The organism is Pseudonocardia sp. WMMC193 (assembly GCF_021728735.1).
Taxonomy (GTDB): Bacteria; Actinomycetota; Actinomycetes; order Mycobacteriales; family Pseudonocardiaceae; genus Pseudonocardia; species Pseudonocardia oroxyli.
On sequence record NZ_JAKKDO010000003.1, the window covers coordinates 111648 to 138374 of the forward strand.

Sequence of the window (26727 nt, forward strand, 5' to 3'; positions counted from 1 at the left end):
GGCCGCCGCGCACCAGGTCGAGCCGACGCCGGCGACCACCGAGGGTCGCGCGGCCGAGCCGGTCTCCCACTGCCGCACGTCATGTGCCGACGTCGAAGTCGGCCATCATGGCCATGTCCTCGTGGTCGAGGTTGTGGCAGTGAAGGACGTACCTGCCCGGGTGGTCTCCGATCCGGAGGATGATCGCCGCTTCCTCGGCAGGGTGCCGGTCGAGGACGACCCGCCCACGCCCAGGGCGAACGGCACGCCCACGCCTGCTCAGCGTGGCCACGGGCTCGCCCAGGCCCGGACGGCGAGCGCCGCGGCGAGCAGGATCGTCGCGACGCCGAGCGGGATGTGCACGCCGATCAGCCGGGCGAAGCCGACGGCGATCTGCGGCGCGACCAGCCCGAAGACCATCAGCGACCCGACGAGCGGCCACCGTGGCCCCCGCCCGGGCAGGCGGACCAGCAGGCCTGCGGATGCGGAGACCAGGACCGTCACCCCGGCGTAGGTCGCGTTGTCGCGGTGCAGCTGGAGGGCGTCGTAGCTCCCGTCGAGGAAACGGCCTGCGAAGACGGCCTGGTCGAAGAGCACGACTCGCGCAGTCGCTCTCCGGCTGGGTCTGCTGCTGCGGCAGTCGCACCGCCGGGCGCCCTCGAGGAGCTTCTGGGCCGGTTCGTCGCCGGGCCCGAGCGGTGAGCTGTCCGGGCGGGTGAGAAGACCGCGGACTCAGTCGGCGCGGGAGGGGCGCGTCAGTGCGGAGGAGGCGGCGCGCCGACCGCTCACGGCACGGGCGTGCCGGGCTGCGGCGGCGACGATGGCGACCGTCACGGTGCTCGTCGGGTCAGCGCACCACCCGGCTCCCGAGCTGCGTGGTGCTCCGCACCCCGACCAGTTGGAGCGAGCGCACGTACTCCTCGCGGAGGATGTCGAGGGCCCGCTGGACACCGCGTTCGCCGCCCGCCATGAGCCCGTAGAGGTACGCGCGCCCGACGAGGACGGCGTCCGCCCCGAGGGCGACGGCGGCGAGGACGTCCTGACCGTGCCGGACGCCGCTGTCGAGCAGGACCGTGGGCCCGGTGCCCAGCTCGGCCCGGATCTCGGGCAGGACGTCGAGCGTGGCGGGTGTGCGGTCCAGCTGGCGGCCGCCGTGGTTGGACACGACCACGCCGTCTGCTCCCGTGTCGACGGCGCGGCGGGCGTCCGACGCACTGACGACGCCCTTGACCAGGAGGGTGTGCGGCCAGCGGCGACGCAGCCAGGCGAGGTGGTCCAGGCTCAACGTCGGCTCGAACATGCGGTCGGCGACCCGGACCGCGTCGACCGACCCGTCGGCCAGGCCGGCCAACGAGGCGAAGGTGATCGGCGGCGTGGTGAGCTTGTTCGCCACCCAGCCGGGGTGACGGGCCATGTCGAGCAGGGTCCGCGGGGTGAGCGTCGGCGGGATGGTGAGCCCGTTGCGGATGTCCCGCAGATGCCGGGCGGCGACGGCGGTGTCCACCGTCAGCATGATCGTGCGGACGCCCGCGGCGAGGGCACGATCGACGAGGGCGTCGTTGGTGGCGGGGTCGGTGGTGAGGTAGAGCTGGAACCAGTTCCGGCCGCTCGGGGCGGCGCCGACCACGTCCTCGATCGTGGTCGTGCCCACCGTGGACAGGGTGTAGGGGATGCCGTTGCGGGCGGCGACGCGGGCGACCGCGGCCTCCCCGGCGTGGTGCATCATCCGCGTGTAGCCGGTGGGCCCGAACGCCAGCGGCAGGGCGAGGCGCTCCCCGCCCACGGTGGTGGACGGGTCCGGGTCCGCGACCGGCTCGAGGTAGGTCGGGACGAGCGCCACCTGCTCGAACGCCGCCCGGTTGCGGGCCATCGTGAGCTCGAGGTCGGCGCCGCCGTCGACGTAGTCGGACTGCGCGGGCGGTGAAGAGCTCGCGGGAGGGGCGCCCGACGTCCCGAGCCGGCCGCGGACCGTCAGTACTCCGCCGGCGTGGGTCGCCCGGCCAGGGCGGGGTGACCGACCGGGGTGCCACCGAGGAGCCAGCGGCCCAGCAGGGCGCGCGAGAACAGCTCCTCCACGACCATGAGGCCGGCGCCCACGAGGCCTGCCCGGTCGCCGAGCTCGGAGCGGACGATCGTCAGGTCGCGGGTGGCGAGCGGGAGCGAGCGTCGGTAGATCGTCTGCCGGATGGTCGCCAGCACGAGGTCGCCGGACATCCCGACCCCGCCACCGAGCAGCACCATGGACGGGTTGAAGAAGCTGACCAGCGCCGCGAGCGTCTCGCCGACCAGGCGGCCCGCCCGCTGGAGCAGCTCGATCGACACCCGGTCGCCGAACTCGGCGGCGCGCACGACGTCGGTCGCCGTCAGTGCGCCCGCCTCCGCCAGGCGCTGGGCGAGGGCCGGGCTGAGGCCGGCGTCGGCCGCGTCGGTGGCGTCCCGGGCGAGCGCGAAGCCGCCGGCGAGCGCTTCGAGGCAGCCGACCTTCCCGCACCGGCACACCTGCTGGACGGCGCCGGGAACGTCCGACACCAGTGCGACGTGGCCGATGTCGCCCGCGCAGCCCTGGGCGCCGCGGTGCAGCCTGCCGCCGGAGATCAGCCCGGCCCCGATACCCGTGCCGATCTTGACGTGGATGAGGTCCTCGGCGGCGCGGCCGAGTCCGGCGCGGTACTCGCCCAGCGCCATCATGTTGACCTCGTTGTCCACCCAGACGGGGACGTCGTAGCGGGCGGCGAACCGGTCGCGGATCGGGTAGCCGTCCCAGCCGGGCATGATCGGCGGGGCGACCGGGCGTCCGGAGGCGAACTCCACGGGGCCGGGGACGCCCATGCCGATGCCCCACACCGGCGTGTCGGGGTGCTCGGCGAGCAGGCGGTCGAAGAGCTCCTCGACCCGGGAGAGCGTCTGCTCCGGGCCGACGCCGATGTCCCACGGCTCGTCGTGCTGGGCGACCAGCTGCCCGGCGAGGTCGGTGCGGCCGACACTGATGCTCGTGGCGCCCAGCTCGGCCACCAGTACGGCGGCGACCTCGGCACGGAAGCGCAGCTCGCGCGGGGCGCGGCCGCCGGTCGACGGGCCGAGTGCGCCTTCGGTCACGAGCCCGCTGCTCGTCAGCTGGGCCAGGCGCTGGGTGACCACCGTGCGTCCGAGGCCGCTGCGCCGGACCAGCTCGGGTCTGGTGAGCGCCGTGCGGAAGCGGATGAGGTCGAGCACGGCGACGAGCGAGTCGAGCTGCTCGGCACCCAACCCCCGATCGAGCGGCGCCACCACGTGGTGCTCCCTCCGTGTCCCTCTGCGCGACGAGATCCGAGCGTAGAGCAATTGACTTCTGTGCGTGATGAGCAATAGTTTGGCCACACCAGTCCGAAGGGGGACGAGGATGCGGCTCGGCTATCACACGATCACCTGGGGTGGTGTCACCGGCGACGCGACCGGCGTGACCAGCGTGAAGGATCTCGTCTACCGCGTACCGGGTTCGATGGACCGGGCGGTGCGGGACATCGCCGCAGCGGGCTACGCGGGCGTCGAGATGTTCGACGGGAACGTCGCGGACTACGCCGCCGACCCGGCCGAGCTGCGCGACCTGCTCGCGGAGACCGAGCTGACGCTGGTCAGCGTCTACACCGGCGCCAACTTCGTGTACTCCGAGATCCTTCCCGACGAGCTCCACCGGGTGCGCCGCGCGGCGGAGCTCGCGGCGACGTTCGGGGCGCAGCAGCTCGTGGTCGGCGGCGGGGCGCGCCGCGCCGCGGGCACCCCCGAGAGCGACTACGACCGGCTCGGGGTGGCGCTCGACCGGGTGACGTCGATCGCCGAGGAGCACGGCCTGACGGCCTGCTACCACCCCCACCTGACGACGATCGTGGAGAGCCCCGACGAGGTCGAGAAGATCCTGTCGCGCTCGCGCATCGGCTTCTGTCCGGACACCGCGCACCTCGCCGCGGGCGGCGGTGACCCGGCCGCCCTGATCCGGCGCTTCCCCGACCGCGTCCGCCACGTGCACCTCAAGGACCTGGACCGGGCGACCACGACCTTCCTGCCGCTCGGGCGGGGCGACATCGACTTCGCCGACGTGCTGGCGGCGGTCGACGAGGTGGGCTACGACGGGTGGCTGCTCGTCGAGCTCGACGGCTACGACGGGGATCCGGCCGAGGCCGCGCGGATCAGCAAGGCGTTCCTCGACGAGGCGCTCGCGTGAGTGGCCGGACCGGGGTCCGGCGTGCCTGCGCGGTCGCGGCGCTGCTCCTACTCACCCTCGCCGGGTGCGGGACCGGCGCGCCCGTGCGGGAGCGGCCGCAGGGCGGCTACCCGCCCGCCCGGGAGGCGCTCGCCGCGCTGCACGGCCGGGTGCTCGCCACGGGGCCGGGCGGCGAGGCCCCGGCCAGGGCCGACTCGGTGACCCTGACCGAGGAGGAGATCGCGCAGGTCCGGCGGCAGGGGGCGACCGCCGCCGTCGTCATGCACTACACGGGGGACGGCTGGACCGACGCGCAGATCGCCGGCCTGCGGCAGCGGTTCGGAGAGCTCGGGATCGAGATCATCGCCGTGACCGACGCCGGGTTCGAGCCCGATCGGCAGGTCTCCGACATCGAGACCGTGCTCGCGCGCAGGCCGGACGTCATCGTGTCGATCCCGACCGATCCCGTGGCCACCGCGGGCGCCTACCGACGGGCCGCGGCGGCCGGGGTCCGCCTCGTGTTCATGGACAACGCACCGTCGGGGATGGTCGCGGGGCGGGACTACGTGTCCGCGGTGTCGGCCGACAACGTGGGCAACGGCGTGGTCGCCGCGCACCTCATGGCCGATGCGCTGGGCGGCCGGGGGGAGATCGGTGTCGTGTACCACGAAGCCGACTTCACGGTCACCCGACAGCGCTACGAGGGCTTCGCCCAGACGATCGAGCGGGACTACCCGGACATCCACATCGTCGACCGCAAGGGCGTGACCGGGCCCGACTTCGCAGGTCAGGCCCAGGCCGCAGCCATCGCGATGATGGTCAAGCACCAGGACCTCGCCGGGATCTGGGGCGTCTGGGACGTGCCGACCGAGGGGATCATCGCGGCCGCGCGGTCCGTCGACCGCCAGGACCTCGTCGTCACCACGGAGGACCTCGGCCCGAACGTCGCGATCGCGCTGGCCTCCGGCGAGCTGGTCGCGGGGCTCGGCGCCCAGCGGCCGTTCGACCAGGGCGTCACCGAGGCGACGCTCGCGGCGTACGCCCTGCTCGGGAAGCAGGCCCCGCCCTACGTGGCGCTCGACGCCCTGCCGGTCACCCGGGACACCGTGCTGGACGCCTGGCGTGAGGTGTACCGGTCCGAACCGCCCGCCGCGGTCGCGGAGTCGGTGGCGGGGGGCGCGCGATGACGGCGACCGGAGGAGCGCCGCCCGCCGTCGAGATGCGCGGGATCGAGAAGTCCTTCGGCGGGACCCCCGTGCTGACCGGTGTGGACCTCACCCTCGCTCCCGGCGAGGTGCACGCGCTCGCCGGGGGCAACGGCGCCGGGAAGTCGACGCTGATGAAGATCCTCCAGGGCGTGCACCGGCCCGACGGCGGGACGATCGCCGTCGGCGGGCGCGAGGTCTCCCTCACCTCGACCGCCGCGGCCGAGGCCGCCGGCATCGGCATGGTGTTCCAGGAGTTCAGCCTGGTGCCCACGCTGTCGGTGGCGCGCAACGTCTTCCTCAACCACGAGCCGCTCCGTCGCGGGCTGATCGACGACGCGGCGATGGTGCGCCGGACGCGGGAGATCCTCGACGGGATGGGCGTGGATCTCGACCCGCGCCGGGAGGTCGCCGGCCTCCCCACCGGCTACTGGCAGCTCACCGAGATCGCCAAAGCGCTCGCGCTCGACGCCCGGGTGCTGATCATGGACGAGCCGACGGCGAGCCTGACCGGGACCGAGTCCGAGGCGTTGTTCGCCCTCATCCGGCGGCTGAAGGACCGCGGGGTCGCGATCGTCTACATCTCGCACCGGATGGAGGAGATCTCCCGGATCTGCGACCGCATCACGGTGCTGCGCGACGGGGGAGTGGCGCTGTCGGAGCCGTTGGCCGACCTCACCCCGGAGACCGTCGTCGAGGCGATCGTCGGGCGGCGGATGGAGACCGCGCTGGAGTGGCGGGAGCGCCCCGCGGCCCCCGGACCGGACGCCCCGCCGCTGCTGGAGGTGCGGGGGCTGCGTTCCGGCACGGTCGTCGAGGACGTCTCGTTCACCCTGCGCGCGGGCGAGATCCTCGGGCTGGCCGGGCTGATGGGGAGCGGGCGCACGGAGCTGGCTCGGCTCCTGTTCGGCATCGACCGGCCGGAGGCGGGTGCGATCCTGCTGCGCGGGGAGCCCGCCGGGATCACGAACCCGCGCATCGCCATCGCCAAGGGCATCGCGCTCGTCCCGGAGGACCGGCGCCTGCAGGGGCTGGTGCTCGAGCACTCGGTGCGGGACAACCTCCTGCTCCCGGTGCTCGGGCGGCTCACCCGCGGTGGCGTCGTCGACGACCGCCGCGGCGACGGGATCGTCGCCGGGCTCGTCGAACGGCTCCGCATCCGGCTCGCCTCCCCGGCGCGGCCGGTGCGGCTGCTCTCGGGTGGCAACCAGCAGAAGGTCGTGCTCGGCAAGTGGCTGGCCCGCGATCCCGAGGTGCTGATCCTCGACGAGCCCACGGCCGGGGTCGACATCGGCACGAAGACCGAGATGATCCAGCGCATCCGTGAGCTCGCCGACGCGGGCACGGCGGTCATCGTCATCTCCTCCGAGCTCGCCGAGCTGCTGGCCGTGGCCGATCGGGTCCTCGTGCTGCGGGCCGGCACCGTGACCGCCGACCTCGACCGTCGCGAGATCCCCGACGAGGAGTCCCTCCAGCTCGCCATCCAAGGAGTCCGCTCATGACCACGACGCTGGACCCGGACGCCGCCCGCACCGGGCTGCGCGGGATCGACTGGCGCAACTACGCGATCTACATCGGCTTCGTCGTCGTGTTCGCGCTCTTCGCGGTCTTCCTGGCCGACGACGGCTTCCTGACCGGCACGAACCTGCTCAACATCGTCCGCCAGACGGCCATCATCTCGGTGATGGCCGTCGCCATGACGTTCGTGATCGCCTCGGCGCAGATCGACCTGTCCGTCGGGTCCGTGGCGGGGCTCGCGAGCGTGGCGGCGGCCCTCGCGATCGGGTCGACCGGCAGCACCCTGCTCGGCGTGCTCGCCGGGCTCGGCACGGGTCTGGTCGTGGGCATCGTCAACGGCGGGCTCGTGACGTTCCTCGGGATGCCGTCGTTCCTGGTCACGCTGGCGATGCTCGGGATCGCGTTCGGACTCGCCCAGCTGATCACGGCGTCGGCGCCGGTCCCGATCCTCGACGACACGTTCACCACGATCTTCGGCGGCGGGAACATCGGGCCGGTGCCGGGCCTGCTCGTGTGGACCGCGGTCGCGGTCGCGGCCGGCGCGGTCGTGCTCGCGAAGACGCGGTACGGCAGGCAGGTGCTCGCGACCGGCGGGAACCGGGTGGCCGCCGAGTACAGCGGCGTCCACACCCGGCGGATCACCTTCACGGTGATGCTCGTGTCCTCGGTGGTCGCCGCGATCGCCGGGATGCTCTACGCCGGGCGTCTGGAGTCCGGCCGCTACCAGTGGGGCACGGGAGACGAGCTGTCGGTGATCGCCGCGGTGATCCTCGGCGGCACGAGCCTCTTCGGGGGCGCGGGGAGCGTGGTCGGCGCGCTCGTCGGCTCGCTGCTCATCGGACTGATCAACAACGGCCTCATCCTCGCGGGCCTCGACAACAGCCAGCAGCAGATCATCCGCGGCCTGATCATCGTCGTGGCGGTCGCGCTGGCCAGGAAGAAGTGATGGGCGACCAGGTACGGGCCGGAGTCATCGGAGCCGGGTTCATCGGGGCGGTGCACGCACACGCCGTGCGGGCGGCCGGAGCGGTGGTGACGCGGGTCGCCGCGTCCAGCCCGGAACGCTCGGCGGAGGCGGCGAGGAGGCTGGGCGCGCGGGCCCCGGCGGGGACGGCGGAGGAGCTGATCGACGCCGACGACGTGGACGTGGTGCACATCTGCACCCCGAACTCGTTGCACGTCCCGCTCGCGCGCCGGGCGCTCGCCGCGGGCAAAGCGGTGATCTGCGAGAAGCCGCTCGCGACGACCCGGGCAGACGCCGCGGACCTCGTCGCCGCCGCGGGGGACCGGGTGGCGACGGTGCCCTTCGTCTACCGGTTCTACCCGGCCGTCCGGGAGGCCAGGGCCCGGATCGCGGCAGGCGAGGCGGGTCCGTTGCACCTGCTGCACGGCTGCTACCTGCAGGACTGGCAGGCGGGCGGGGCGCCCGCGGGCTGGCGCGGCGAGGCGACCGAGGGCGGGGCGCACCGCGCCTTTGCCGACATCGGGGTGCACTGGTGCGACCTCGTCGAGTTCACCACCGGGCACCGCATCAGCCGCCTGGCGGCCCGCACCTCGGGCGGGGGCACCTCGACGACGGTGCTCTTTGAGACCGACGGGGGAGCGTCGGGCTCGACGGTGATCAGCCAGACGGCCACGGGCAGGCGCAACGCGCTGCGCTTCTCCCTCGACGGTGCGGAGGCCGCCTACGGGTTCGACCAGGAGGAGCCCGAGACCCTCCACGTCGGTGGCCTGACCGAGAACCGGACCGTGCACCGGGGGTCGCCCGCCCTCTCCCCGTCCGCGGCGCGGTACTCGCTGCTGCCGCCGGGGCACCCCCAGGGGTACCAGGATTGTTTCAACGCGTTCGTCGGCGATACGTACAGCGCGATCGCCGGCGCAGTCCCCGACGGTCTTCCGACGTTCGCCGACGGCCTGCGGGCCGCGGCGCTCGTCGAGGCCGTGATCGACGCCGGCTCCTCGGGAGCCTGGGTGGAGGTTCGTCCCGCATGAAACTCGGATTCCTCACCGCCTGCCTGCCCGGCAGGCCGCTCGACCAGATCGCCGCCTGGGCGGGCGAGCACGGCTACGAGGCGCTCGAGGTGGCCGCCTGGCCCGACCTCGGCGCCCGGCCGTTCACCGCCACGCACCTCGACGCCGCCCGGTTCGGCGAGCGCGAGGCCGACGAGACCCGTGCGCTGTTCGACCGGCACGGGCTCACGCTGTCCTCGCTCGCCTTCTACGACAACAACCTGCATCCCGACCCCGCCGAACGGAAGGCGGTCAACGACCACGTCGCCGCCTGCATCGACGCGGCCGCGCTGCTCGGCTGCCCCACCGTCGGCACCTTCGTCGGCCGTCACCCGGGCCGGACCGTGGCCGAGAACCTGGCGGACGCCGAGCAGGTGTTCGCCTCCCTGGTCGACCGGGCGGGGGAGCAGGGCGTCACGATCGTCGTCGAGAACTGCGTGATGGAGGGCTGGCACCCCGACGGGTATCCCGGCAACCTCGCGTACTCGCCGGAGCTGTGGGAGTGGATGTTCTCCCTCGGCCTCTACCTCAACTACGACCCCTCGCACCTCGTGTGGATGGGCATCGACCCGGTCGAGGCGCTCCGCCCGTACGTGGACCGGATCCCCCACGCGCAGGCCAAGGACGTCCAGCTGTTCCCGGAGCGGCGCAACCGCTACGGCTGGCCGGGCAAGGCCGTCGCGCGCGAGGACCCGTGGGACGTCGGGTGGTGGCGCTATCGCGTGCCCGGACTGGGCGAGGTCGACTGGCGCCGCGTCGTGGACGCGCTCTACGAGGGCGGCTTCGACGGCGTGCTGTCCGTCGAGCACGAGGACCCGGTCTGGGGCGGCACCGACGACAAGATCCACACCGGGCTGCAGATCGCGCACCGCACACTGCGCCCGCTCATCCCCGCCTGAGGAGGCACCATGACGATCGTCGACCACGAGGGCACCCCCGTCCGGCACGGCCGGGCGACCGTGAACGGAGTGCGGCTGCACTACCTGACGGCCGGCAGCGGCGACCCCGTCCTGCTGCTGCACGGCGTCCCCAAGACCTCGTACCACTGGCGCCACGTGATCCCGCTGCTCACGCCGCACTACACCGTGGTGGTCCCGGACATGCGCGGCCTCGGCGACTCCGAGCACGCGACGAGCGGCTATGACATGCGCACCGTGGCCGAGGACTTCGCACAGCTGATGACCGAGCTGGGCCACGAGCGCTTCCGCCTCGTCGGCGAGGACTGGGGTGCCGCCGCGGCCTACCAGCTCGCGGCGGCCTACCCGGAGCGCGTCCGGCAGCTCGTCTACCAGGAGATGATCCTGCCGGGCTTCGGCCTGGAGGACTACTCGTTCCTCACCCCCGAGAACGTCCGCAGCTACGTCTGGCTCTGGCACATCAACTTCTACTCGGTGCCCGAGTTCCCGGAGATGCTGATCAACGGCCACGAGCGGGAGTACTTCTCGTACTTCATGAAGCACGAGACCCACGACCCGTCGGCGATCACGCCGGACGCCCTCGACGAGTACGTGCGGTGCTACTCCTCGCCGGGCGGCGTGCGGTGCATGTGCGAGATCTACCGGGCGACGCTGACCGACGGCGACCAGAACCGCGAGTCCGCGAAGAACAGGCTGCCGATGCCGGTGCTCGCCGTCGGCAGCGAGCACTTCATCGGAGCCGACAACGAGCGGCAGATGCGGGAGGTCGCCGACGACGTGCGCGGGGTGATCCTGCCCTGGGGCCACCAGCTGGCCGAGGAGTCCCCGGACGAGCTCGCCGGGCACTACCTGCGGTTCTTCGCCGGGGAGGAGTCGGCGTGAGCGCCTTCGCGATCCGTGACGGACGGCTCGTCGACCCCGACGGCGCCCCCTTCCTGTCCCTCGGCCTCAACCACGCCGACGAGACCGCGCTGAAGTTCCCCCGCAACGTCGACCTCTGGCGCGAGCGGTACGGCTCGCGGGAGAGCTGGATCCGCGACGGTGTGGTGGCCGACCTGCGCAGCTGGTCCTTCACCACGCTCGGCTGGACGCAGGAGTACGTCGGCGGCGGCTGGGGCGAGGCGCTGGACTGGTTCGGCGACCCGATCGACCTCAAGCACTCGACGCCCTGGTCGGCCGCCGAGCTGCGCGGGGCCGGGATGCCCTACGTCGCGCAGCTGCCGGTGCAGGAGATCGAGGACTGGAACGGCTTCCCGGCGTTCCGACCGCTGGACGACGACTTCGAGGTCTGGTGCGACTACCTGGCTCGCAGCATCGTCGTGGACCACGCTGAGTCGCCGAACCTGCTCGGGTACTTCCTGGTGGACATCCCGGCCTGGCTGCCGCACGCGTCCGGCCGGGACTTCGCCGAGCTGGCGGGGCTCGACGCCGCCGAGCGGGAGAAGCGTCTCTACGACGTCGCCAGCCGCTACTACGAGACCGTCGCGGCCGCGATCCGCCGCTACGACCCGGACCACCTGATCCTGGGCGACCGGTTCAACGGCAACAAGGGGATCCCCGAGCCGGTCCTGCGGGCGATGGCGCCCCACGTGGACGTCCTCTCCGTGCAGTACTTCACCGAGCCGACCGCGGAGTCCCGCACCCGGCTACACGACGACCTGGCGGCGTGGCGCGCGCAGTGCGGCGACAAGCCGGTGATCGTCGCGGACGTCGGCAACTGGACGCCCACCGAGCTCAACCCGCACCGGGAGGGCCTGCCGGACCACGCCGCGCGCGGCGCCGACTACGGCGCCGCCCTCGACGCGGTGCGGCACGAGCCGTGGCTGGTGGGCTGGCACTGGTGCGGCTACGTCGAGAACACCGGTGGCCGCGGGTGGGGCCTCAAGGACCCGTGGGACGAGCCCTACCGCGACCTCACGGACGCGATCACCGGACACAACCGCCGCGCGCTGGCGCAGTACGGAGGGAACTGAGATGGGACAGCTGGACGGGAAGGTCGCGGTGATCACCGGCGGCGGCCGGGGACAGGGCCGCTCGCACGCGGTCCGGCTCGCGGAGGAGGGCGCGGACATCGTGATCTGCGACATCACCGAGCAGGTCGGATCGGTGCCGTTCGCGACCGGACGCCCCGGCGACCTCGAGGAGACCGTGGCCGCGGTCGAGAAGCTCGACCGCCGCTGCGTCGCCCTGCAGGCCGACGTCCGCAGCACCGCGGACATGACCCGGCTCGCGGACACCGCCGTGAGCGAGTTCGGGCGCGTCGACTTCCTGCTCGCGAACGCCGGGATCCTCAGCCTGTCGGACACCACGTGGGAGCTCACCGACGAGCAGTGGGACGACATGATCGACATCAACCTGACGGGTGTGTTCAAGGCCTGCCGGGCGGTCGTCCCGCACATCCGGGCCGGGGGCAGGGGCGGGTCGGTCGTCATCACCTCGTCGATCGCCGGGCTGAAGGGTGTCGCGGGCTGCACCCACTACGCGGCGGCCAAGCACGGGATCGTCGGGCTGATGCGGACGCTCGCCCGCGAGCTCGCACCCGAGAACATCCGCGTCAACACGCTGCACCCCACCGGGGTGGACTCGCCGATGTCGAACAACGACTTCTTCCCGAAGTGGCTCGACGAGCACAAGGAGCTCGGCGACGCGATGCGGTTCAACCTGATGCCGGTCGACGCGATGCCGGAGGCCGACGTCTCGGCGGTCGTCGCCTTCCTCTGCTCGGACGCGGCCAAGTGGATCACGGGCGCGACGGTGCCGGTGGACGCCGGTTTCCTGCTGAAGTAGCGCGGAAGGAGATGAGCCCGGCTCAGGGGACGACGGCGTGTTCGCTCTCGTCGAAGTGTGCGAGGGCGAACGCCTTCGAGGACTCGACGTGCTCCCGCATCAGGCGCTCGGCCAGCGGACCGTCCTGGGCGCGCAACGCATCCAGGATCCCGTGGTGCTGCTCGACGGCCAGCGCCGACTGATCGGCCGGGTAGGCGTACCGGGAGCGGTAGCTCACCGTGAAGGCGAGCACCTGACCCATGACGGACTGCAGCATCCGGCTCCCGGTCGCCTCGCTGATCAGGTTGTGGAAGGCCAGGTCGGCGAGGGCCTGCTCGACGGCGGTGCCGGTGCTCCCGACCCGTTCCAGCTTGGCCTGGGCGTCGACCAGCGCGTCGAGGTCCGCGCGGGTGCGGGTGCGGGCCGCCTCGCCCGCCGCGTACGCCTCGAGGACGGTGCGCAGTGAGTAGATCTGCAGGATGTCCCGCGCGGTGATCGTGCGCACGCTGGCGCCCCGGTTCGGGGTGAGCTCGACCAGGCCCTCGCTCTGCAGCGTGAACAGTGCTTCGCGGACGGGTGTCCGGCTGACCCCCAGGCTCTCCGCCAGGGCGCGCTCCGGCAGTGGTTCCCCCGGCTTGAGACCCCCGGCCAGGATCTCGTCCCGCAGCACCCGGGCGACGCCCTCGCTCGTGCGCTGCGCCAGCGGGACAGCGTTTCGCCCGACGAGCTGCATGTACCGGTCTCCATCCTGAGCGATCCCCGCGGACGCCCGCCGGCTCCCGCCCGCGGCCGCGGAGCACCACGGTAGGCCTGCCCGCCGAATATACGGGTCGGCCCACCGGCCGTGGCCCTCCGTGGCGCCGGCCGCGCCGCCGAACGCCACGGAGGGTGCGCTCACGCCGAGGTGACCGCGGCGGACTCCTCCTGCTCCACCGGCGAGGCGCCCACCGCGGGGAGGGCGGGCGCGGCGGACGCATCGAGGTCGTCCGAGGAGTTCTCGACGCCCCACCGGGTGCGGTCCAGTCCCGCGACCTCCGCGGCGGCGTCCGCGCGCAGCCCGCCGAACCGCTCGAAGAGCAGGCACATCAGCAGGGCCGGGACGCCCGCGACCAGCATCGTCGCCGCGACGCCCGCGAGCTGCCACCACGGAGTGATCTGGGCGACCCCCACCGCGTACGGCCCCTCGAGCCCGATGTAGCCGCCGGTCCGGGTGCCCCACTCGAGGAAGCCGGTGAGCACCGCACCCACCACGCCGGGGCCGAGGGCGAGCGGCACGACCTTGGGGTCGTCGATGCGGAGCCTGCGCAGCAGGGCTGCGGTGCCCAGCCCGACGAGCGGACCGAGGGCGCCGATCAGGAGGCACTGCCAGGCGGTGCCGATGTCGAGCAGGGTCCCGGTGATCACCACGCCGGAGATCGGCCCGAGGAAGGCCCAGGTGGGCTCGTGCCGGCGGTGGGCCAGGAGCAGGCCGACGACGGCGCCGCCGAGGATGGCCGCGACCAGGTTGACGATCACCAGGCCCATCCCGCTCTCGGTGAACGAGATCCCGAAGAAGCCGACGTCGGGGACGATGTAGCCGCTGCCGAGGGTGATGAACGGCAGCGCGAGCAGGATCAGCAGCATCCCGATGCCCACGAAGGACAGGTTCTGGGCGGCGGGCCGGGCGCCGGTGCGGTGGGCGGCGCCGAAGGCCCCGAGCCGGGGCCCGACGCGCCAGGCCAGCACGAGCACGAACGTCCCGGCGGTGATGTAGAGCGGGAACACACCGTCGAAGTCGTGCGTGCCCCGCAGCGTGAGCGGCGACAGCGAACCCCAGCACAGGTAGCCCACCAGGGGCGAGAGCACCGCGCCGACGACGAAGGACATCACGTAGAGCGGCACCGCCTTGATGCGTTCGACGACCCCGGTGTGGATGAGCGCGACGGTCGCCATCGTGAAGGTCACGAAGAAGACCAGGAAGATCTGCAGGACGTCCGCCTCCGGCAGCGCCGACGGATCGATGTGCCGGGAGGCGGTCGTGGTGAACGCACCGCCCAGCCACCAGTCCCGCATCGCCTGCAGGAACGGGTCGGGGACGCCGAAGGCCTGGTTGAACTGCCACTGCCAGATCGGATAGCCGACGAGCAGGGTGCCGAGCCCGCCGACCATCGCGGCGCCGATCTTCTGCAGCGCGGTGTCGAGGACGTTGCGGCGCCGGACCAGCCCGACGTCGATGAACACGAGGCCCACGACGACGAGGAGGACCGCGATGGCCCCCACGGTGTAGATGAAGGTGGAGAGGATCCACTCGGTGGAGGCCTGCTCGGGGAATTGCGGCATGAGGATCTCCGGTCGAGGAGTGCCGAGTGCTGCGGACCCGCAGCGGGGGAGGAGCGACGAGCGTCGGCGGCGCGTCCCTGAGCACCCGTGGAGAGGGTCGGGGCGTGGACCGCGGCAGGAACGTATACCGGTATGCAATCTGAGACAAGAGGTCGCCGTGCCGCAACTGAGCTGCGAGGATACGTGCTGTAACAGACGCGTTTCTCCCGCTTTCAGTCATGTTTCCTGCCGCTGAAGGGTTCCGTTCGCGTCGTCGGTGAGGCAGAGTTCGTGTCGCTCGGCCATCCGCCGAAACTCGACGTAGTTGGTATACATGTATGCCACGTCGGTCGAGAGACGACAGTCGCGAGAGGAGTACCCGTGGACCACGAGCCCGAGACCGCCCGTGTGTACGACCGTGCGGGGTTCGGTCACTCCGTCCCGCGCGGCGCCCGGCCCGCGGTGGTGGTGGTGGACTTCAGCCACGGCTTCACCGACCCCTCCTACCCGACGGGCGCGGACATGACCGGTCCGGTCCTCGCCACCGCGCGGCTGCTCGACGCCGCACGGGCCGCGGGCGCGCCGGTCGTGTTCACCACCATCGCCTACGACCCGGGGCAGATCGAGTCGCTCACCTGGCTGCGCAAGGCGCGCGGCATGGCGGCGCTGACGGCGGGCAGCAGGCTCGTCGAGATCGACGAGCGGCTCGCCCCCCGGCCCGAGGAGCACCTCGTCGTGAAGACCGGTGCATCGGCGTTCTTCGGGACCGACCTGGCCGCCTACCTCGTCTCGCGGGGCGTCGACACGCTCGTCGTCACGGGGGCGACGACGAGCGGCTGCGTCCGGGCGACCGTGGTGGACGCCGTCCAGTACGGCTTCCCGACCCTGGTGCCGCGGGAGTGCGTCGCCGACCGGGCGGCCGGTCCCCACGCCGCCAACCTGTTCGACATCGACGAGAAGTACGGAGACGTCGTCGACCTCGCCGACGTCCTCGACTACCTCCCCCGCGCCGGCGTCCCCGACACCGCACCGCCGTCCACCACCGAACCGAAGTCAGAGGTCCCCGCATGACCCCCACGAGCCCCGGTCCGCTGCCCTTCGAGCCCGCCCGCGCGGTGCCCGGCAAGCGCTTCGCGAGCCCCTTCGCGGTCACCACGCCGCCCGGCGCCGAGGGGTGGGAGAGCATGTATCCGTACTACGCGCTGCTCAGCACGGAGCGGGCGGAGCTCGAGGACGGCAAGTTCTGGTTCTTCGACGGGATGCACAACCCCGAGCCGCTGTACCCGTTCGACACGATCATGACCGAGAACTGGTGGGTCGCGGTCAGCCAGATGTCCACCCGGGTCTGGCCGATCCCGCTCGCGGGCGGCATCGACCACCGGATCATCAACGGCTACCTCTACATCAGCCCCAACGCGGTGACCGACGCCGACGAGATCGCCGCGCGGGCCGAGGACTTCGCGGTGCGGGCGGGGCACTACTACGAGAACTGGGACGAGATCTACGCCCAGTGGGTGGCCAAGGCGACCGACTGCATCGAGCGGCTGAAGGGCATCCACTTCGCGCCGCTGCCGGACAAGGAGCCGGAGTCCGCCGTGTTCGCCCACCGCGGCCTGTACTCCAGCTACGACCTGCTCACCCGGTACAGCGAGCTCATCCACAACCTGTTCGAGATGGGCTCCTACCACTTCGAGATGCTCAACCTCGGCTACGGCGCCTACCTCACCTTCCGCGAGTTCTGTCAGGCCGCCTTCCCGGGGATCACCGACCAGACCATCGCGAGCATGGTCTCCGGCATCGACATCATGCTGTTCCGGCCGGACGACGAGGTCCGCGCCCTCGCGCGCCTCGCCGTCGAGCTCGGGGTCACCGAGCCGCTGCTCGGGACCGAGGACCCGGCGGCCGCCCTGGCCGCGGTCGCCGGAGCGCCCTCGGGGGACCGCTGGGTCGAGGCGTTCGAGAAGGCCGAGGACCCGTGGTTCTGGTTCTCCACGGGCGCCGGATACCAGCACAGCGACCGGGCGTGGATCGACGACCTGCGGCTGCCGTTCACGGCCCTGCGCGGCTACATCAAGAACCTGCTCGACGGCCAGGACATCGACCGCCCGCTCGAGGCCATCCTCGCCGAGCGGGTCCGGGTCACCGACGAGTACCGCACCTACCTGCCGACCGAGGCCGACCGGGAGTCCTTCGACGGGCTCGTCGAGCTGGCTCGCCAGGTCTTCCCGTTCGTGGAGAACCACAACTTCTACGTCGAGCACTGGCACCACTCGATGTTCTGGTCCAAGGTGCGCGAGCTCGGTGACGTGTTCGTCGCGCACGGCTTCCTCGACGACCGCGAGGACATCTTCTACCTGCACCGCAACGAGATCTACTCGGCGCTCTACGACCTCAACATCGGGTGGGCGACCGGGACGGAGGCCCGCGGTGTCACCTACTGGCGGCCCGAGGTCGAGCGCAGGCGCCGCATCCGCGAGGTGCTCAAGGCGAACCCGCCGCAGCCCGCGCTCGGCGTGCCGCCGGAGTACATCACCGAGCCCCTGACGGTGATGCTGTGGGGCATCAACCAGGAGTCGGTGCAGGAGTGGCTCGGCTCGGAGGACCAGGACCCGAACCGGCTCAACGGCGTGGCCGCCTCCGCGGGCAAGGCGACCGGCCGGGCCCGGGTGATCCTCGACCCGGAGCAGCTCCACGAGGTCGAGGACGGGGACATCCTCGTCTGCCGGATCACCGCTCCCAGCTGGGCGCCGGTGTTCTCCCGGCTCTCGGCCGCGGTGTCCGACGTCGGCGGCATCATGGCGCACACGGCGATCGTGTGCCGCGAGTACGGCCTCCCCGCCGTCGTCGGCACCGGTTTCGCCACGACCACCATCAAGACCGGACAGCTCATCGAGGTCGACGGCGGCAACGGCGTCGTCCGTGTGCTCGAGGACGTGACCGCATGACCACGACGGAGACCCCCTTCGTCCTGCGGATCGACGATCCCGCCGCCGTCGCCAGCCCACTGCTGGGCGGGAAGTTCGGCAGCCTGGCCGAGATGACCGCGGCCGGGTTCGCCGTGCCGCCCGGCTTCGGCGTCACCACCTCCGCCTACCGCTACTTCCTGGCGGAGTCCGGGCTCGCGGACGCGGCCAGGGCGGTGCGGACCGAGGCCCGCGGGGCGGACCTCGCGCGCGTCCAGGAGCTGAGCGCGGAGTTCTCCGCGCGGATCGAGGACGCGACCGTGCCCGCGGCCCTCGAGGACGCGATCCGCACCTCCTACGCCCGGCTCGAGGAGGAGGCCGGGAGCGCCGGGCTGCCCGTCGCCGTGCGGTCCAGCGGCGAGTCCGAGGACCTCGCCGGGGCCAGCTTCGCAGGCCAGTACGACACCTTCCTGTGGATCCGCGGCGCGGACGACGTCCTCACGCACGTCCGGCGGTGCTGGGCGGGCATGTTCGGCCCGGCCGTGCTGACCTACAAGCCGGAGGCCACCGCCGACGCGGTGCTCGACGACCACGGCATCTGCGTCGGCGTGCAGCAGATGGTCGAGGCGCGCTCCGCCGGCGTCATGTTCACCCTGGACCCGGTGACCGGGGACCGCTCGAAGGTCGTCGTCGAGGGCTGCTGGGGCCTGGGGGAGGGGGTGGTGGGCGGCGGCGTCACGCCCAGCCGCTTCGTGGTCGACAAGGTGACCTTCGAGGTGGTCCGGCGCGAGCTCGCCCCGCAGGAGTCGGCGTACGGCGTCGACCCCGCGACCGGGGTGGTCGGTCTGGTGCCCGTCGCCGAGGACCGGCGCGAGCTGCCCTGCCTGACCGACGAGGAGATCGACGAGCTGGCCACGCTGGCCAAGCGGATCGAGCGCCACCGCGGCGCCCCGCAGGACATCGAGTGGGCGGTCTCCGAGGCGGGCGACGTGCACGTCCTGCAGGTGCGACCGGAGACGGTGTGGGCGCAGCGCCGCGCCGAGCAGCTCGTGGCCGCCCCGAAGTCGGCGGTCGGGCACGTGCTGGCCCGGTTCTCCGGCACGGGTGTCGCCACGGGGAAGCGGCCCTCGTGAAGCCCGCCCGCTTCGCCTACCACCGGCCGACCACGGTCGCCGAGGCCGTCGCGCACCTGCGTGACCACGCGGGCGGTGCCCGGGTGCTCGCCGGCGGGCAGAGCCTGGTCCCCATGCTGAACATGCGGCTCTGGCGGCCCGACGCGCTCGTCGACATCAACGAGATCGACGAGCTCGACGACCTGCGCGTCGACGGGGAACGCACCGAGATCGGTGCGCTGGTCCGGTACTCGACCCTCGAGCGCTCGCCGCTCGTGGCCCAGCGGCTGCCGCTGCTCGCCCGGATCGTGACCCGCGTCGGCGACCGGCAGGTCCGCAACCGGGGCACGATCGGCGGCTCGCTCGTCCAGGGCGACCCGACGGGCGAGCTGCCCCTGGCCTGCCTCGTGCTCGGCGCGACCGTGGTCGCGGTGGGACCCGGCGGCGTGCGGCGGATCCCCGTCGCGGAGCTGTACACGGGCTCGTACGCGACGGTGCTCGAACCGGACGAGCTGCTCGTCACGGTCGACTTCCCCAGCCACCCGCAGCACGCCGCGTTCCGGCAGTACTGCCGCAAGCACAACGACTTCGCCGTCGTCAGCGTGGTGGCGACGGGCGACCGGGGCGCCGACGGCCGCTGGCACGGCGTCCGGATCGCCCTCGGCGGCGTGGCGGACAGCCCCGTCCTCGCCACCGCGGCGGCGGCCGCGCTCGAGGGCTCGCAGCTGACCGACGCGGATCTCGACGCGGCCGCCGCGGCCGCCGCGCAGGTCATCGACCCGCCCTCCGACGTGCGCGCGTCCGCGGCCTACCGGCGCCACCTGGTCCCGGTCCACCTCCGCCGCGCGCTGACCGACCTGCGGGCCGCGTGCCCGTGACCCGACGTACCCGCGGACCGCTGCGCGGGTGGAGGAGAGATCATGCAACTCCGTGAGGAATTCGAGGTCGGCAGGCCGCCCGCCTCGGTGTGGGCCTTCTTCGAGCAGTTCGAGAGGGTCGCCGCGTGCGTCCCCGGCGTCGAGGGCCTGACGCAGAGCGGTCCGGACGACATCGAGGTCCGGATCACCCAGAGCGTCGGGCCGATGTCCGCCACCTTCGCCGCGGCGGTGACGATCGTCGAGCGGGTCCCGGAGAAGCTCATCGCCTTCACCGCGACCGGCAAGACCGTGCGCGGGGCCATGGGCAACGTCCGGGCCGCGGTCACCGTGCAGGTGGAGGCCGCGGGGCCCGACCGCACCACCGTGTCCGTCGACGGCGACGTGGTCCTCGCGGGCGCCCTGGGCAGCGTCGGGCAGAAGGTCGTCGCGAAGCAGGCCGGGAAGGTGACCGCCGCCTTCTCCCGCAACCTCGAGGCCGCGCTGGGCGGCGCCGAGGTGCCTGCCGGTCGCCCGGCGATCGGGACCGCGCACCTGGGCGACCGTGCATCCGCCCCGTCCGCCCCGTCCGCGGTGGCCCCGGCGCCCGCCGCCCGCCCGGGACCCGACCGCTGGACCCTCGCCTCCGTGGTGCTGAGCGCGGTCTCGGCCGTCCTCAGCGGGATCGCGGTCTGGCAGAACCGGCGGTCCCGGTGACCGCGCCGCAGCCGTGGACGGCGCCGCGGGTCGAGGCGGGCGGCGAGGTCGAGGCGCTCGCCGCCGAGTGGATCGCGCCGTACGGGCAGGCCGAGCACCTGGTGCGCGCCCGCGACTGGCTGGTGCACCTGGCGCCCACGGCGACCGCCGAGATGCGGATCGCGGCCCTGACCCACGACGTCGAGCGCATGTTCCCCGGTGGACCGGTGCTGCGCCACGCCGACCAGCGCTGGGACGACCCGGTCTACCTCTACGCCCACTCGCTGCGTTCGGCCGAGGCCGTCACCGTCTGGCTCGGGGGCCTGGGGGCGGTCGCCGCCGCCGTCGACCCGGCGGAGATCCGGCGCCTGGTCGGGCTGCACGAGGTCGGCGGGATCGACGGCGCCGACGAGGTCCAGGCCGCGGACTCGCTGTCCTTCCTCGAGACGCTCGCCGGTCTGACCCGCGATTGGGTCCGGTCCGGCGTGTGCTCGCGGCTGCAGGCCGAGCGGAAGCTGCGCTACATGGCCGACCGTGTGCGTCTGCCGGCCGCCACCGAGTACGCGGCGCCCCTGCTGGAGTGGGCGATCGACCTGCTCCCCGCGGAGGTGGCACACCGATGACGACGTCACTCGACATCGCGGGCACGAGCGTCACCGTGCGGGCGAACGGGCTGCGGCACCGGGTCCTGCGCTACGGCCGGGAGGGCGACCGGGACCTGCTCCTCGTCCCGGGCATCACCAGCCCCGCGGTGTGCGCGGACTTCCTCGCCGCCCGGCTCGCGGCGCTCGGCTACCGCGTGACCGTGCCGGACGTGCGCGGACGCGGCGAGAGCGACCGGGCTCCGTCGGGCGCCTACCGCCTCGCCGACTACGCCGCGGACGTCGCCGGCCTCGTCGACGGGCTCGACCTGCGGATGCCGGTGCTGGTGGGGCACTCGATGGGCGCGCGCATCGCGGCGGCCTACGCGGTGCTCCACGCACCCGACGACCACGGGCCGCTGCTGCTCGTCGACCCACCCACCTCCGGCCCAGGCCGGGCCCCCTACCCCACCGGCAGGCAGGCGTTCCTCGACCAGCTCCACCAGGCCCGACGGGGCACGGACGCCGACGGCGTGCGCGCGTTCTACCCGCGCTGGCCCGAGCGCGAGCTGGAGATGCGCGCCCGCTTCCTCGCCACCTGCGACGAGACCGCGGTCGTCGAGACCCACGAGGGCTTCGAGACGGAGGACTTCTTCGACTACTGGACCGCGCTGCGGGGGACGGTCGTCCTCGTGCGCGGGGCGGACAGCCCGGTCGTCCCGGACGACACGGCCGAGGAGCTGCGCCGCACCCGTCCCGATCTCCCCGTCCTCGCCGTGCCGGGCACCGGCCACATGGTGCCCTGGGACGACCTGACCGGTTTCCTCACCGTCGTCCGCCCGCACCTGCTCTCGTTCCTCGATCCCCAGGAGTAGCCAGCCATGGACCAGAACCTGTTCAACGAGATCTGCCTGCAGCAGCTGACCCTGTCGGCGGTGCACGAGGGTGAGACCGTGGCCGTGCTGACCCGCGGGGACGAGCGCGCGGAGTATGCGGACGCCTTCCTGTGGGCGATCGGCAAGCTGGGGGCGCAGGGCTTCCACCTGCGGCTGCCCGCGCCGACGAGCGCCTCCGGCGCCTGGGCGGTGGGCGACTCCGGGCTGGCGCAGAACCGGCTCGCGGTCGAGGCGCTCAAGAGTGTGGACATGGTGGTGGACTGCACGTTCCTGTTGTTCAGCCCGGAGCAGTTCGAGATCCAGGGGGCGGGAACCCGGATCCTGACCGCGGTGGAACCCGCCCCGCTGCTGGCCCGGCTGATGCCCACTCGTGAGCTGCGGGAGCGGGTGGAGATCGGCGCGGAGCTGTTGGCGAAGGCGCAGACGATGCGGATCACCAGTCCGCACGGCACGGACGTGACCTACCGGCTGGGTGTGTACCCGACGTTGAGCGAGTACGGCTACACCGACCAGCCGGGTCGGTGGGATCACTGGCCCGCGGCGTTCGTGTTCACCGGTGGGGCGGACGACGGGGTGGACGGCAAGATCGTCCTCGCGCCCGGGGACGTGTTGTTGCCGTTCAACACCTATGTGCAGGCGCCGGTGGAGTTGACGATCGAGCAGGGGTTCATCCGTGACATCCGGGGTGGGTTGGACGCGGAGCTGCTCGGCTCCTACATCCGTTCGTTCGACGATCCGCGTGGCTATGGCATGTCGCATGTGGGGTGGGGTCTGGACGAGCGTGCGCACTGGCACGGGTTGACCCAGTTCGGGGGTGGGATGGGGATGGAGCTGCGTAGTTTCTACGGCAACGTGATGTTCTCGATCGGCCCGAACAACGAGCTGGGTGGGCCGAACGACACGGCGTGTCACTTCGACATCCCGATGCGGGGCAACAGCCTCTACCTCGACGACGAGCTGATCGTCGACGCGGGCGAGCTCACCGTCCCGGAGATGAAGCCGGTGGCCAGGCGATGACCGGCGTGGAGAACACCTCCGAGTTGCTCGTCGAGACGGTCACAACCGTGAACGGACGGGAGGTTCGGGCGAGCGTCCCCGCCCGGCTGCACGTGGCGGACTTCCTGCGCCAGCACCTCGGGCTCACGGGCACGCACGTCGGCTGCGAGCAGGGCGCGTGCGGGATGTGCACCGTGATCGTGGACGGCGAGGCGGTCAAGTCCTGTCTGATGCTCGCCTGCCAGCTCGACGGCCGGAGCGTCCGGACCGTCGAGGACCTCGCGGAGGGCGACGAGCTCAACGGGCTGCAACAGGCGTTCAAACAGGAGCACGCGCTGCAGTGCGGCTTCTGCTCCCCGGGGTTCCTGATGACCGCGACGGCGCTCGCCCACCAGGGTGGCAGGCCCGACCGCGCCGAGATCCGGGAGGAGATCGCCGGCGTGCTGTGCCGGTGCACCGGCTACGACACCGTGGTGACCGCCATCGAGCGCTGGTTCGCGGAGCACCCGCAGGCCGTCACCGACCCCATCGCGACGCAAGGCTGACATGACCATTCTCGAAGACCCGGCCACCGGCGCCCGTGCGGACGAGGCGGGCGGCCGTCCGCGCGTGATCGGCACCTCGCCGCTCCGCAAGGAGGACGACCGGCTGCTGCGGGGCGACGGCCGCTTCACCGACGACGTCGAACCGGCCCGGGTGCTGTACATGGCGGTGGCCCGGTGCCCCTACCCGCACGCCCGCATCACCCACGTCGACGCGAGCGCCGCGGCCGCGCTCGCGGGGGTCGAGCACATCCTCACGCCGGCGGACGTCCGCCGGGACACCGAGGCGCTCACCGTGCTGCGTCCGGTGCCGGGCGCACCGACGCTGCCGTACTACGCGCTGGCCCAGGACGTCGCCACGCACGAGGGGCAGCCGGTCGTGAGCGTCGTCGCGAGCAGCAGGCACGTCGCCGAGGACGCCCTCGAGCTCCTGGACATCACCTACGAGCCGCTGCCGCACGTCGTCGACGTCCTGGCCGCCCTCGAGCCCGACGCCCCGGTGCTGCACCCGTCGGTGCTGGACTCCAACCTGCTCGCCGCGAACTCCGACGGCAGCGGCGACCCCGAGGCCCGGTTCGCCGAGGCGGACGTGGTCGTGGAGGGGCGGTTCCGGATCAACCGGGTGACCGCGCTGCCCATGGAGACCCGGGGCGTGGTCGCCGAATGGCGCCCCGGCGCCCGCGAGCTCACCGTCCACTGCTCGTCGCAGGTCCCGCACCTGATCCGCAAGCAGCTCGCCGAGACGCTGCGGCTCGACGAGAGCGAGATCCGGGCCGTGGCGTCGGACGTCGGGGGCGGGTTCGGGCAGAAGCTGGGGGTGTTCCCCGAGGACGTCCTGGCCTGCCTGCATGCCATCGCGCTGCGTCGGCCGGTGAAGTGGTCCGAGGACCGCGCCGAGCACTTCCGCGGGAGCACGCACGCGCGCGAGTCGGTGCACGACTACCGCATCGCCGCGGACTCCACCGGCCGCATCCTCGCGATGACGAACGTCTACGCCACGGACATCGGCGGTTGGAACTCGCCCTTCGGCTCCGCCCAGCTGTCGAGCGTGGTCTTCAACGGGCCGTACAAGGTCGACGACGGGTACACCGAGCGCCGGGTGACCCTCACCAACAAGACACCGGTCGGGGCCTACCGCGGCTACGGCCAGCCGGAGGTCAACTTCGCCTACGAGCGGCTGATGGACCGGCTCGCCCGCCGGCTCGACCTCGACCCCGTCGAGCTGCGGGCCCGCAACATGGTCACCGCGGCCGACCTGCCGTGGAAGAACCCCACCGGGGCCGTCTACGACAGCGGCGACTACGAGCGGTGCCTGCGCATGGCGGCCGAGGCCGTGGACTGGGCCGGGCACCGTGCCCGCGGGCGGACCCCGCGGCCGGACGGGCGGCTCGTCGGGATCGGGTTCGCCTCGTTCGTGGAGCGCACCGGCTACGCGAGCGCCCGGTTCCTCGCCCGCCGCGGCTCGGTGTTCGGGGCCCACGAGAGCGTCACCCTGCGGGCCAACCGCTCCGGGGGGATCGACGCCTACACCGGGGTGTCCACGATGGGCCAGAGCAGCGAGACGGCGTTCGCGCAGGTCGTGGCGGACGTCTTCGGCACCGGCTACGAGGCGGTCCGGGTGCACGCCGGGGACACCGCGTCGTCGCCGCTCAACACCGGCGCCTTCGCCTCCCGCACCATGATCGCCGCCGCCGGGGCGCTGCGGGCCGCGGCCGAGGAGCTCGCCGCCAAGACCCGGCGGATCGCGGCCTGGCAGCTCGACGCCGCCGCCGACGACGTCGAGATCGCCGGCTCGGTGGCCCGGGTGCGGGCCGACTCCACCCGCGCCGTCCCGTTGGCGAGGGTCTACACCGCCGCGATCACCGGCCAGGGGCTCCCCCCGGAGGAGGAGCCCGGTCTGGAGGCGACCGCGCACTTCGAACCCTCGGACGCCGCATACTCGTTCGGCACCGCCGCCGCCCAGGTGGCGGTGGACCCGGAGACCGGCGAGTTCGAGATCGAGCGATTCGTCCTGGTCCACGACGGGGGGACGGTCGTGAACCCCACGATCGTCGAGGGGCAGGTCCGCGGCGGGCTGGCCCAGGGCTTCGGCGCGGCGTTGAGCGAGGAGCTGCGCTACGACGCCGACACCGGCCAGCTCGTCAACGGCTCCATGGTGGACTACTTCGTCCCGACCGCCGCCGACCTGCCGCAGGTCGAGCTGCTGCACACCGAGGTGCCCTCGCCGGTCACCCCGTTCGGCGTCCGCGGCGTCGGCGAGGTGGGCACCATCCCGCCCGGTGCCGCCGTCGCCAACGCGGTGTGCGACGCGCTCGCCGACCACGGCGTCGAGCTGACCGCCCTGCCCATCACGCCCGAGGCGATCTGGAGCGCGCTCGCAGGCCGCCCGGCCGACGGCGAACCCGAGCTCACGCCCACCCCTGCCGACCTGCCCGACGGAGGAGTCGAGTACTGATGACCGCGAACCCCGACGCTCCGACCTGCGCCGCGCCCGCCCCCGACGGGCTCTCCCGCATCGGGCTGATCGTGCCCAGCTCCAACACCACGATGGAGACCGAGCTGCCGGAGCTGTTCCGCAGGCAGAGCGAGGCCACCGGGCACCGCTACACCTTCCACTCGGCGCGTGCGGCGATGAAGCAGGTCACCCGGGAGGAGCTCCTCGCCATGGTGGACCGGGCCGCCGACTGCGCGACGGCGGTGTCCGACGCCGCCGTGGACGCCATCGCCTACGCCTGCCTGGTCGCGGTGATGGCGCAGGGCCCGGGCGCGCACAAGGAGTCCGAGCAGGTCATCGCGGACGCGGCGCGGGCGAACGGGCACCCCGCCGAGGTGGTCAGCAGCGCAGGGGCCCTGGTCCGGACGCTGCGGGGCCTCGGCTACTCCCGGGTCGCGATCGTCACGCCGTACATGGCGCCGCTGACCCGGATGGTGCGGGAGTACATCGAGGGGGAGGGGATCGAGGTCCTCGACGCCGTCGCCCTCGAGGTGCCGGACAACCTCGCCGTCGGCCGACTGGACCCCGAGCGGCTCCCGGACATCGCCCGCGGCCTGCGCCGGGGCGGCGCGGACGCGATCGTGCTGTCCGCCTGCGTCCAGATGCCCTCGCTCCCCGCGGTGCAGCGGGTCGAGGACGAACTGGGCCTGCCGGTGATCACCGCGGCGACCGCGACCGCCTACGAGGTGCTGGCCGCCCTCGGCCACCCGCCCGCCGTCGCCGGCGCGGGCCGACTGCTGGCCGGCACGTCGGAGCAGGAGGCCGGAGGGGCATGACAGCCGG

26 protein-coding genes are annotated in these 26727 nt (G+C 72.8%); 20 read left to right on the forward strand and 6 right to left on the reverse strand.

What is annotated here, in order from left to right; all coding sequences use genetic code 11:
- Positions 1 to 79: 79 nt before the first annotated feature.
- The 4 genes from L3X23_RS01840 to L3X23_RS01855 all read right to left on the reverse strand — a co-directional run bounded on the left by L3X23_RS01840 (position 80) and on the right by L3X23_RS01855 (position 3249).
- Complete coding sequence (locus tag L3X23_RS01840; RefSeq protein WP_237190270.1) at positions 80 to 271, reverse strand: multicopper oxidase domain-containing protein; 192 nt, start codon at positions 269 to 271, stop codon at positions 80 to 82.
- Positions 259 to 576, reverse strand: a complete 318-nt coding sequence (locus tag L3X23_RS01845; RefSeq protein ID WP_237190271.1) for a hypothetical protein — start codon at positions 574 to 576, stop codon at positions 259 to 261. Before L3X23_RS01845 ends, L3X23_RS01840 begins: the two co-directional genes overlap by 13 nt.
- Before the next feature lie 250 nt (positions 577 to 826).
- Entirely contained in the window at positions 827 to 1849 is a 1023-nt protein-coding gene (locus L3X23_RS01850; RefSeq protein WP_237190273.1) for an alpha-hydroxy acid oxidase, read from the reverse strand.
- Between the two features lie 101 nt (positions 1850 to 1950).
- Entirely contained in the window at positions 1951 to 3249 is a 1299-nt protein-coding gene (locus L3X23_RS01855) for an ROK family protein (protein ID WP_237190275.1), read from the reverse strand.
- Between the two features lie 109 nt (positions 3250 to 3358).
- Here L3X23_RS01855 and L3X23_RS01860 point away from each other — a divergent pair, with 109 nt between their 5' ends.
- From L3X23_RS01860 to L3X23_RS01900, 9 genes are read left to right on the forward strand one after another with little or no spacing between them, the layout of a single operon-like run.
- Positions 3359 to 4177, forward strand: a complete 819-nt coding sequence (locus tag L3X23_RS01860; protein WP_237190276.1) for a sugar phosphate isomerase/epimerase — start codon at positions 3359 to 3361, stop codon at positions 4175 to 4177.
- Positions 4174 to 5343, forward strand: a complete 1170-nt coding sequence (locus L3X23_RS01865; protein WP_237190277.1) for a substrate-binding domain-containing protein — start codon at positions 4174 to 4176, stop codon at positions 5341 to 5343. Before L3X23_RS01860 ends, L3X23_RS01865 begins: the two co-directional genes overlap by 4 nt.
- The gene (locus tag L3X23_RS01870; RefSeq protein WP_237190278.1) at positions 5340 to 6863 is read left to right on the forward strand and encodes a sugar ABC transporter ATP-binding protein; all 1524 of its coding nucleotides are present in this window, start codon (positions 5340 to 5342) and stop codon (positions 6861 to 6863) included. Before L3X23_RS01865 ends, L3X23_RS01870 begins: the two co-directional genes overlap by 4 nt.
- Positions 6860 to 7825, forward strand: coding sequence for an ABC transporter permease (locus tag L3X23_RS01875; protein ID WP_237190279.1), 966 nt, complete (start codon positions 6860 to 6862; stop codon positions 7823 to 7825). The genes L3X23_RS01870 and L3X23_RS01875 overlap by 4 nt, the downstream gene beginning before the upstream one ends.
- On the forward strand, positions 7825 to 8871 hold the full coding sequence (locus tag L3X23_RS01880; RefSeq protein WP_237190280.1) for a Gfo/Idh/MocA family protein: 1047 nt from the start codon (positions 7825 to 7827) through the stop codon (positions 8869 to 8871). The genes L3X23_RS01875 and L3X23_RS01880 overlap by 1 nt, the downstream gene beginning before the upstream one ends.
- A complete protein-coding gene (locus tag L3X23_RS01885; protein ID WP_237190281.1) occupies positions 8868 to 9788 on the forward strand; it encodes a sugar phosphate isomerase/epimerase in 921 nt (306 codons plus the stop codon). Before L3X23_RS01880 ends, L3X23_RS01885 begins: the two co-directional genes overlap by 4 nt.
- A gap of 9 nt (positions 9789 to 9797) precedes the next feature.
- Positions 9798 to 10688, forward strand: a complete 891-nt coding sequence (locus L3X23_RS01890) for an alpha/beta fold hydrolase (protein WP_237190282.1) — start codon at positions 9798 to 9800, stop codon at positions 10686 to 10688.
- Positions 10685 to 11779 (forward strand): agarase, encoded by a 1095-nt coding sequence (locus tag L3X23_RS01895; RefSeq protein ID WP_237190283.1) that lies wholly within the window; start codon positions 10685 to 10687, stop codon positions 11777 to 11779. The genes L3X23_RS01890 and L3X23_RS01895 overlap by 4 nt, the downstream gene beginning before the upstream one ends.
- A 1-nt stretch (position 11780) precedes the next feature.
- Positions 11781 to 12593 carry a mycofactocin-coupled SDR family oxidoreductase gene (locus L3X23_RS01900; RefSeq protein WP_237190284.1) on the forward strand — a complete coding sequence of 271 codons (813 nt, stop codon included), beginning with the start codon at positions 11781 to 11783 and terminating at the stop codon, positions 12591 to 12593.
- A gap of 22 nt (positions 12594 to 12615) precedes the next feature.
- Here L3X23_RS01900 and L3X23_RS01905 read toward each other — a convergent pair whose 3' ends face one another.
- Both L3X23_RS01905 and L3X23_RS01910 read right to left on the reverse strand, forming a co-directional pair.
- Complete coding sequence (locus L3X23_RS01905) at positions 12616 to 13470, reverse strand: GntR family transcriptional regulator (protein ID WP_237190286.1); 855 nt, start codon at positions 13468 to 13470, stop codon at positions 12616 to 12618.
- Entirely contained in the window at positions 13467 to 14891 is a 1425-nt protein-coding gene (locus L3X23_RS01910) for a hypothetical protein (RefSeq protein ID WP_237190289.1), read from the reverse strand. Before L3X23_RS01910 ends, L3X23_RS01905 begins: the two co-directional genes overlap by 4 nt.
- 360 nt (positions 14892 to 15251) lie before the next feature.
- Between L3X23_RS01910 and L3X23_RS01915 the strand changes: the two genes are divergently transcribed.
- The 11 genes from L3X23_RS01915 to L3X23_RS01965 are packed head-to-tail and all read left to right on the forward strand — an operon-like array spanning position 15252 to position 26720.
- Entirely contained in the window at positions 15252 to 15941 is a 690-nt protein-coding gene (locus L3X23_RS01915; RefSeq protein ID WP_237190291.1) for an isochorismatase family protein, read from the forward strand.
- Positions 15938 to 17815, forward strand: coding sequence for a PEP-utilizing enzyme (locus tag L3X23_RS01920; protein WP_237190292.1), 1878 nt, complete (start codon positions 15938 to 15940; stop codon positions 17813 to 17815). Before L3X23_RS01915 ends, L3X23_RS01920 begins: the two co-directional genes overlap by 4 nt.
- Complete coding sequence (locus L3X23_RS01925; RefSeq protein WP_237190294.1) at positions 17812 to 18906, forward strand: PEP/pyruvate-binding domain-containing protein; 1095 nt, start codon at positions 17812 to 17814, stop codon at positions 18904 to 18906. Before L3X23_RS01920 ends, L3X23_RS01925 begins: the two co-directional genes overlap by 4 nt.
- A complete protein-coding gene (locus L3X23_RS35945; RefSeq protein WP_237190295.1) occupies positions 18903 to 19763 on the forward strand; it encodes a xanthine dehydrogenase family protein subunit M in 861 nt (286 codons plus the stop codon). Before L3X23_RS01925 ends, L3X23_RS35945 begins: the two co-directional genes overlap by 4 nt.
- 42 nt (positions 19764 to 19805) lie before the next feature.
- Positions 19806 to 20456 (forward strand): CoxG family protein, encoded by a 651-nt coding sequence (locus L3X23_RS01935; RefSeq protein ID WP_237190298.1) that lies wholly within the window; start codon positions 19806 to 19808, stop codon positions 20454 to 20456.
- Positions 20453 to 21058: a hypothetical protein gene (locus L3X23_RS01940; protein ID WP_237190300.1), complete on the forward strand. Its 606-nt coding sequence runs from the start codon at positions 20453 to 20455 to the stop codon at positions 21056 to 21058. The genes L3X23_RS01935 and L3X23_RS01940 overlap by 4 nt, the downstream gene beginning before the upstream one ends.
- A complete protein-coding gene (locus tag L3X23_RS01945; protein WP_237190302.1) occupies positions 21055 to 21891 on the forward strand; it encodes an alpha/beta fold hydrolase in 837 nt (278 codons plus the stop codon). The genes L3X23_RS01940 and L3X23_RS01945 overlap by 4 nt, the downstream gene beginning before the upstream one ends.
- Before the next feature lie 6 nt (positions 21892 to 21897).
- Positions 21898 to 22929: a leucyl aminopeptidase gene (locus tag L3X23_RS01950; RefSeq protein ID WP_237190304.1), complete on the forward strand. Its 1032-nt coding sequence runs from the start codon at positions 21898 to 21900 to the stop codon at positions 22927 to 22929.
- Complete coding sequence (locus tag L3X23_RS01955; RefSeq protein ID WP_237190306.1) at positions 22926 to 23453, forward strand: (2Fe-2S)-binding protein; 528 nt, start codon at positions 22926 to 22928, stop codon at positions 23451 to 23453. The genes L3X23_RS01950 and L3X23_RS01955 overlap by 4 nt, the downstream gene beginning before the upstream one ends.
- 1 nt (position 23454) lies before the next feature.
- Entirely contained in the window at positions 23455 to 25905 is a 2451-nt protein-coding gene (locus L3X23_RS01960; RefSeq protein WP_237190308.1) for a xanthine dehydrogenase family protein molybdopterin-binding subunit, read from the forward strand.
- On the forward strand, positions 25905 to 26720 hold the full coding sequence (locus L3X23_RS01965) for an Asp/Glu racemase (RefSeq protein WP_305080923.1): 816 nt from the start codon (positions 25905 to 25907) through the stop codon (positions 26718 to 26720). Before L3X23_RS01960 ends, L3X23_RS01965 begins: the two co-directional genes overlap by 1 nt.
- Positions 26721 to 26727: the final 7 nt, after the last annotated feature.

Coding starts and splice junctions, on each gene's coding strand:
- L3X23_RS01950 (WP_237190304.1), top strand. CDS start 21,898: ATGGACCAGAACCTGTTCAACGAGATCTGCCTGCAGCAGCTGACCCTG.
- L3X23_RS01935 (WP_237190298.1), top strand. CDS start 19,806: ATGCAACTCCGTGAGGAATTCGAGGTCGGCAGGCCGCCCGCCTCGGTG.
- L3X23_RS01850 (WP_237190273.1), bottom strand. CDS start 1,849: ATGGCCCGCAACCGGGCGGCGTTCGAGCAGGTGGCGCTCGTCCCGACC.
- L3X23_RS01955 (WP_237190306.1), top strand. CDS start 22,926: ATGACCGGCGTGGAGAACACCTCCGAGTTGCTCGTCGAGACGGTCACA.
- L3X23_RS01870 (WP_237190278.1), top strand. CDS start 5,340: ATGACGGCGACCGGAGGAGCGCCGCCCGCCGTCGAGATGCGCGGGATC.
- L3X23_RS01860 (WP_237190276.1), top strand. CDS start 3,359: ATGCGGCTCGGCTATCACACGATCACCTGGGGTGGTGTCACCGGCGAC.
- L3X23_RS01900 (WP_237190284.1), top strand. CDS start 11,781: ATGGGACAGCTGGACGGGAAGGTCGCGGTGATCACCGGCGGCGGCCGG.
- L3X23_RS01920 (WP_237190292.1), top strand. CDS start 15,938: ATGACCCCCACGAGCCCCGGTCCGCTGCCCTTCGAGCCCGCCCGCGCG.
- L3X23_RS01880 (WP_237190280.1), top strand. CDS start 7,825: ATGGGCGACCAGGTACGGGCCGGAGTCATCGGAGCCGGGTTCATCGGG.
- L3X23_RS01945 (WP_237190302.1), top strand. CDS start 21,055: ATGACGACGTCACTCGACATCGCGGGCACGAGCGTCACCGTGCGGGCG.
- L3X23_RS01910 (WP_237190289.1), bottom strand. CDS start 14,891: ATGCCGCAATTCCCCGAGCAGGCCTCCACCGAGTGGATCCTCTCCACC.
- L3X23_RS01890 (WP_237190282.1), top strand. CDS start 9,798: ATGACGATCGTCGACCACGAGGGCACCCCCGTCCGGCACGGCCGGGCG.
- L3X23_RS01960 (WP_237190308.1), top strand. CDS start 23,455: ATGACCATTCTCGAAGACCCGGCCACCGGCGCCCGTGCGGACGAGGCG.
- L3X23_RS01925 (WP_237190294.1), top strand. CDS start 17,812: ATGACCACGACGGAGACCCCCTTCGTCCTGCGGATCGACGATCCCGCC.
- L3X23_RS01875 (WP_237190279.1), top strand. CDS start 6,860: ATGACCACGACGCTGGACCCGGACGCCGCCCGCACCGGGCTGCGCGGG.
- L3X23_RS01965 (WP_305080923.1), top strand. CDS start 25,905: ATGACCGCGAACCCCGACGCTCCGACCTGCGCCGCGCCCGCCCCCGAC.
- L3X23_RS01885 (WP_237190281.1), top strand. CDS start 8,868: ATGAAACTCGGATTCCTCACCGCCTGCCTGCCCGGCAGGCCGCTCGAC.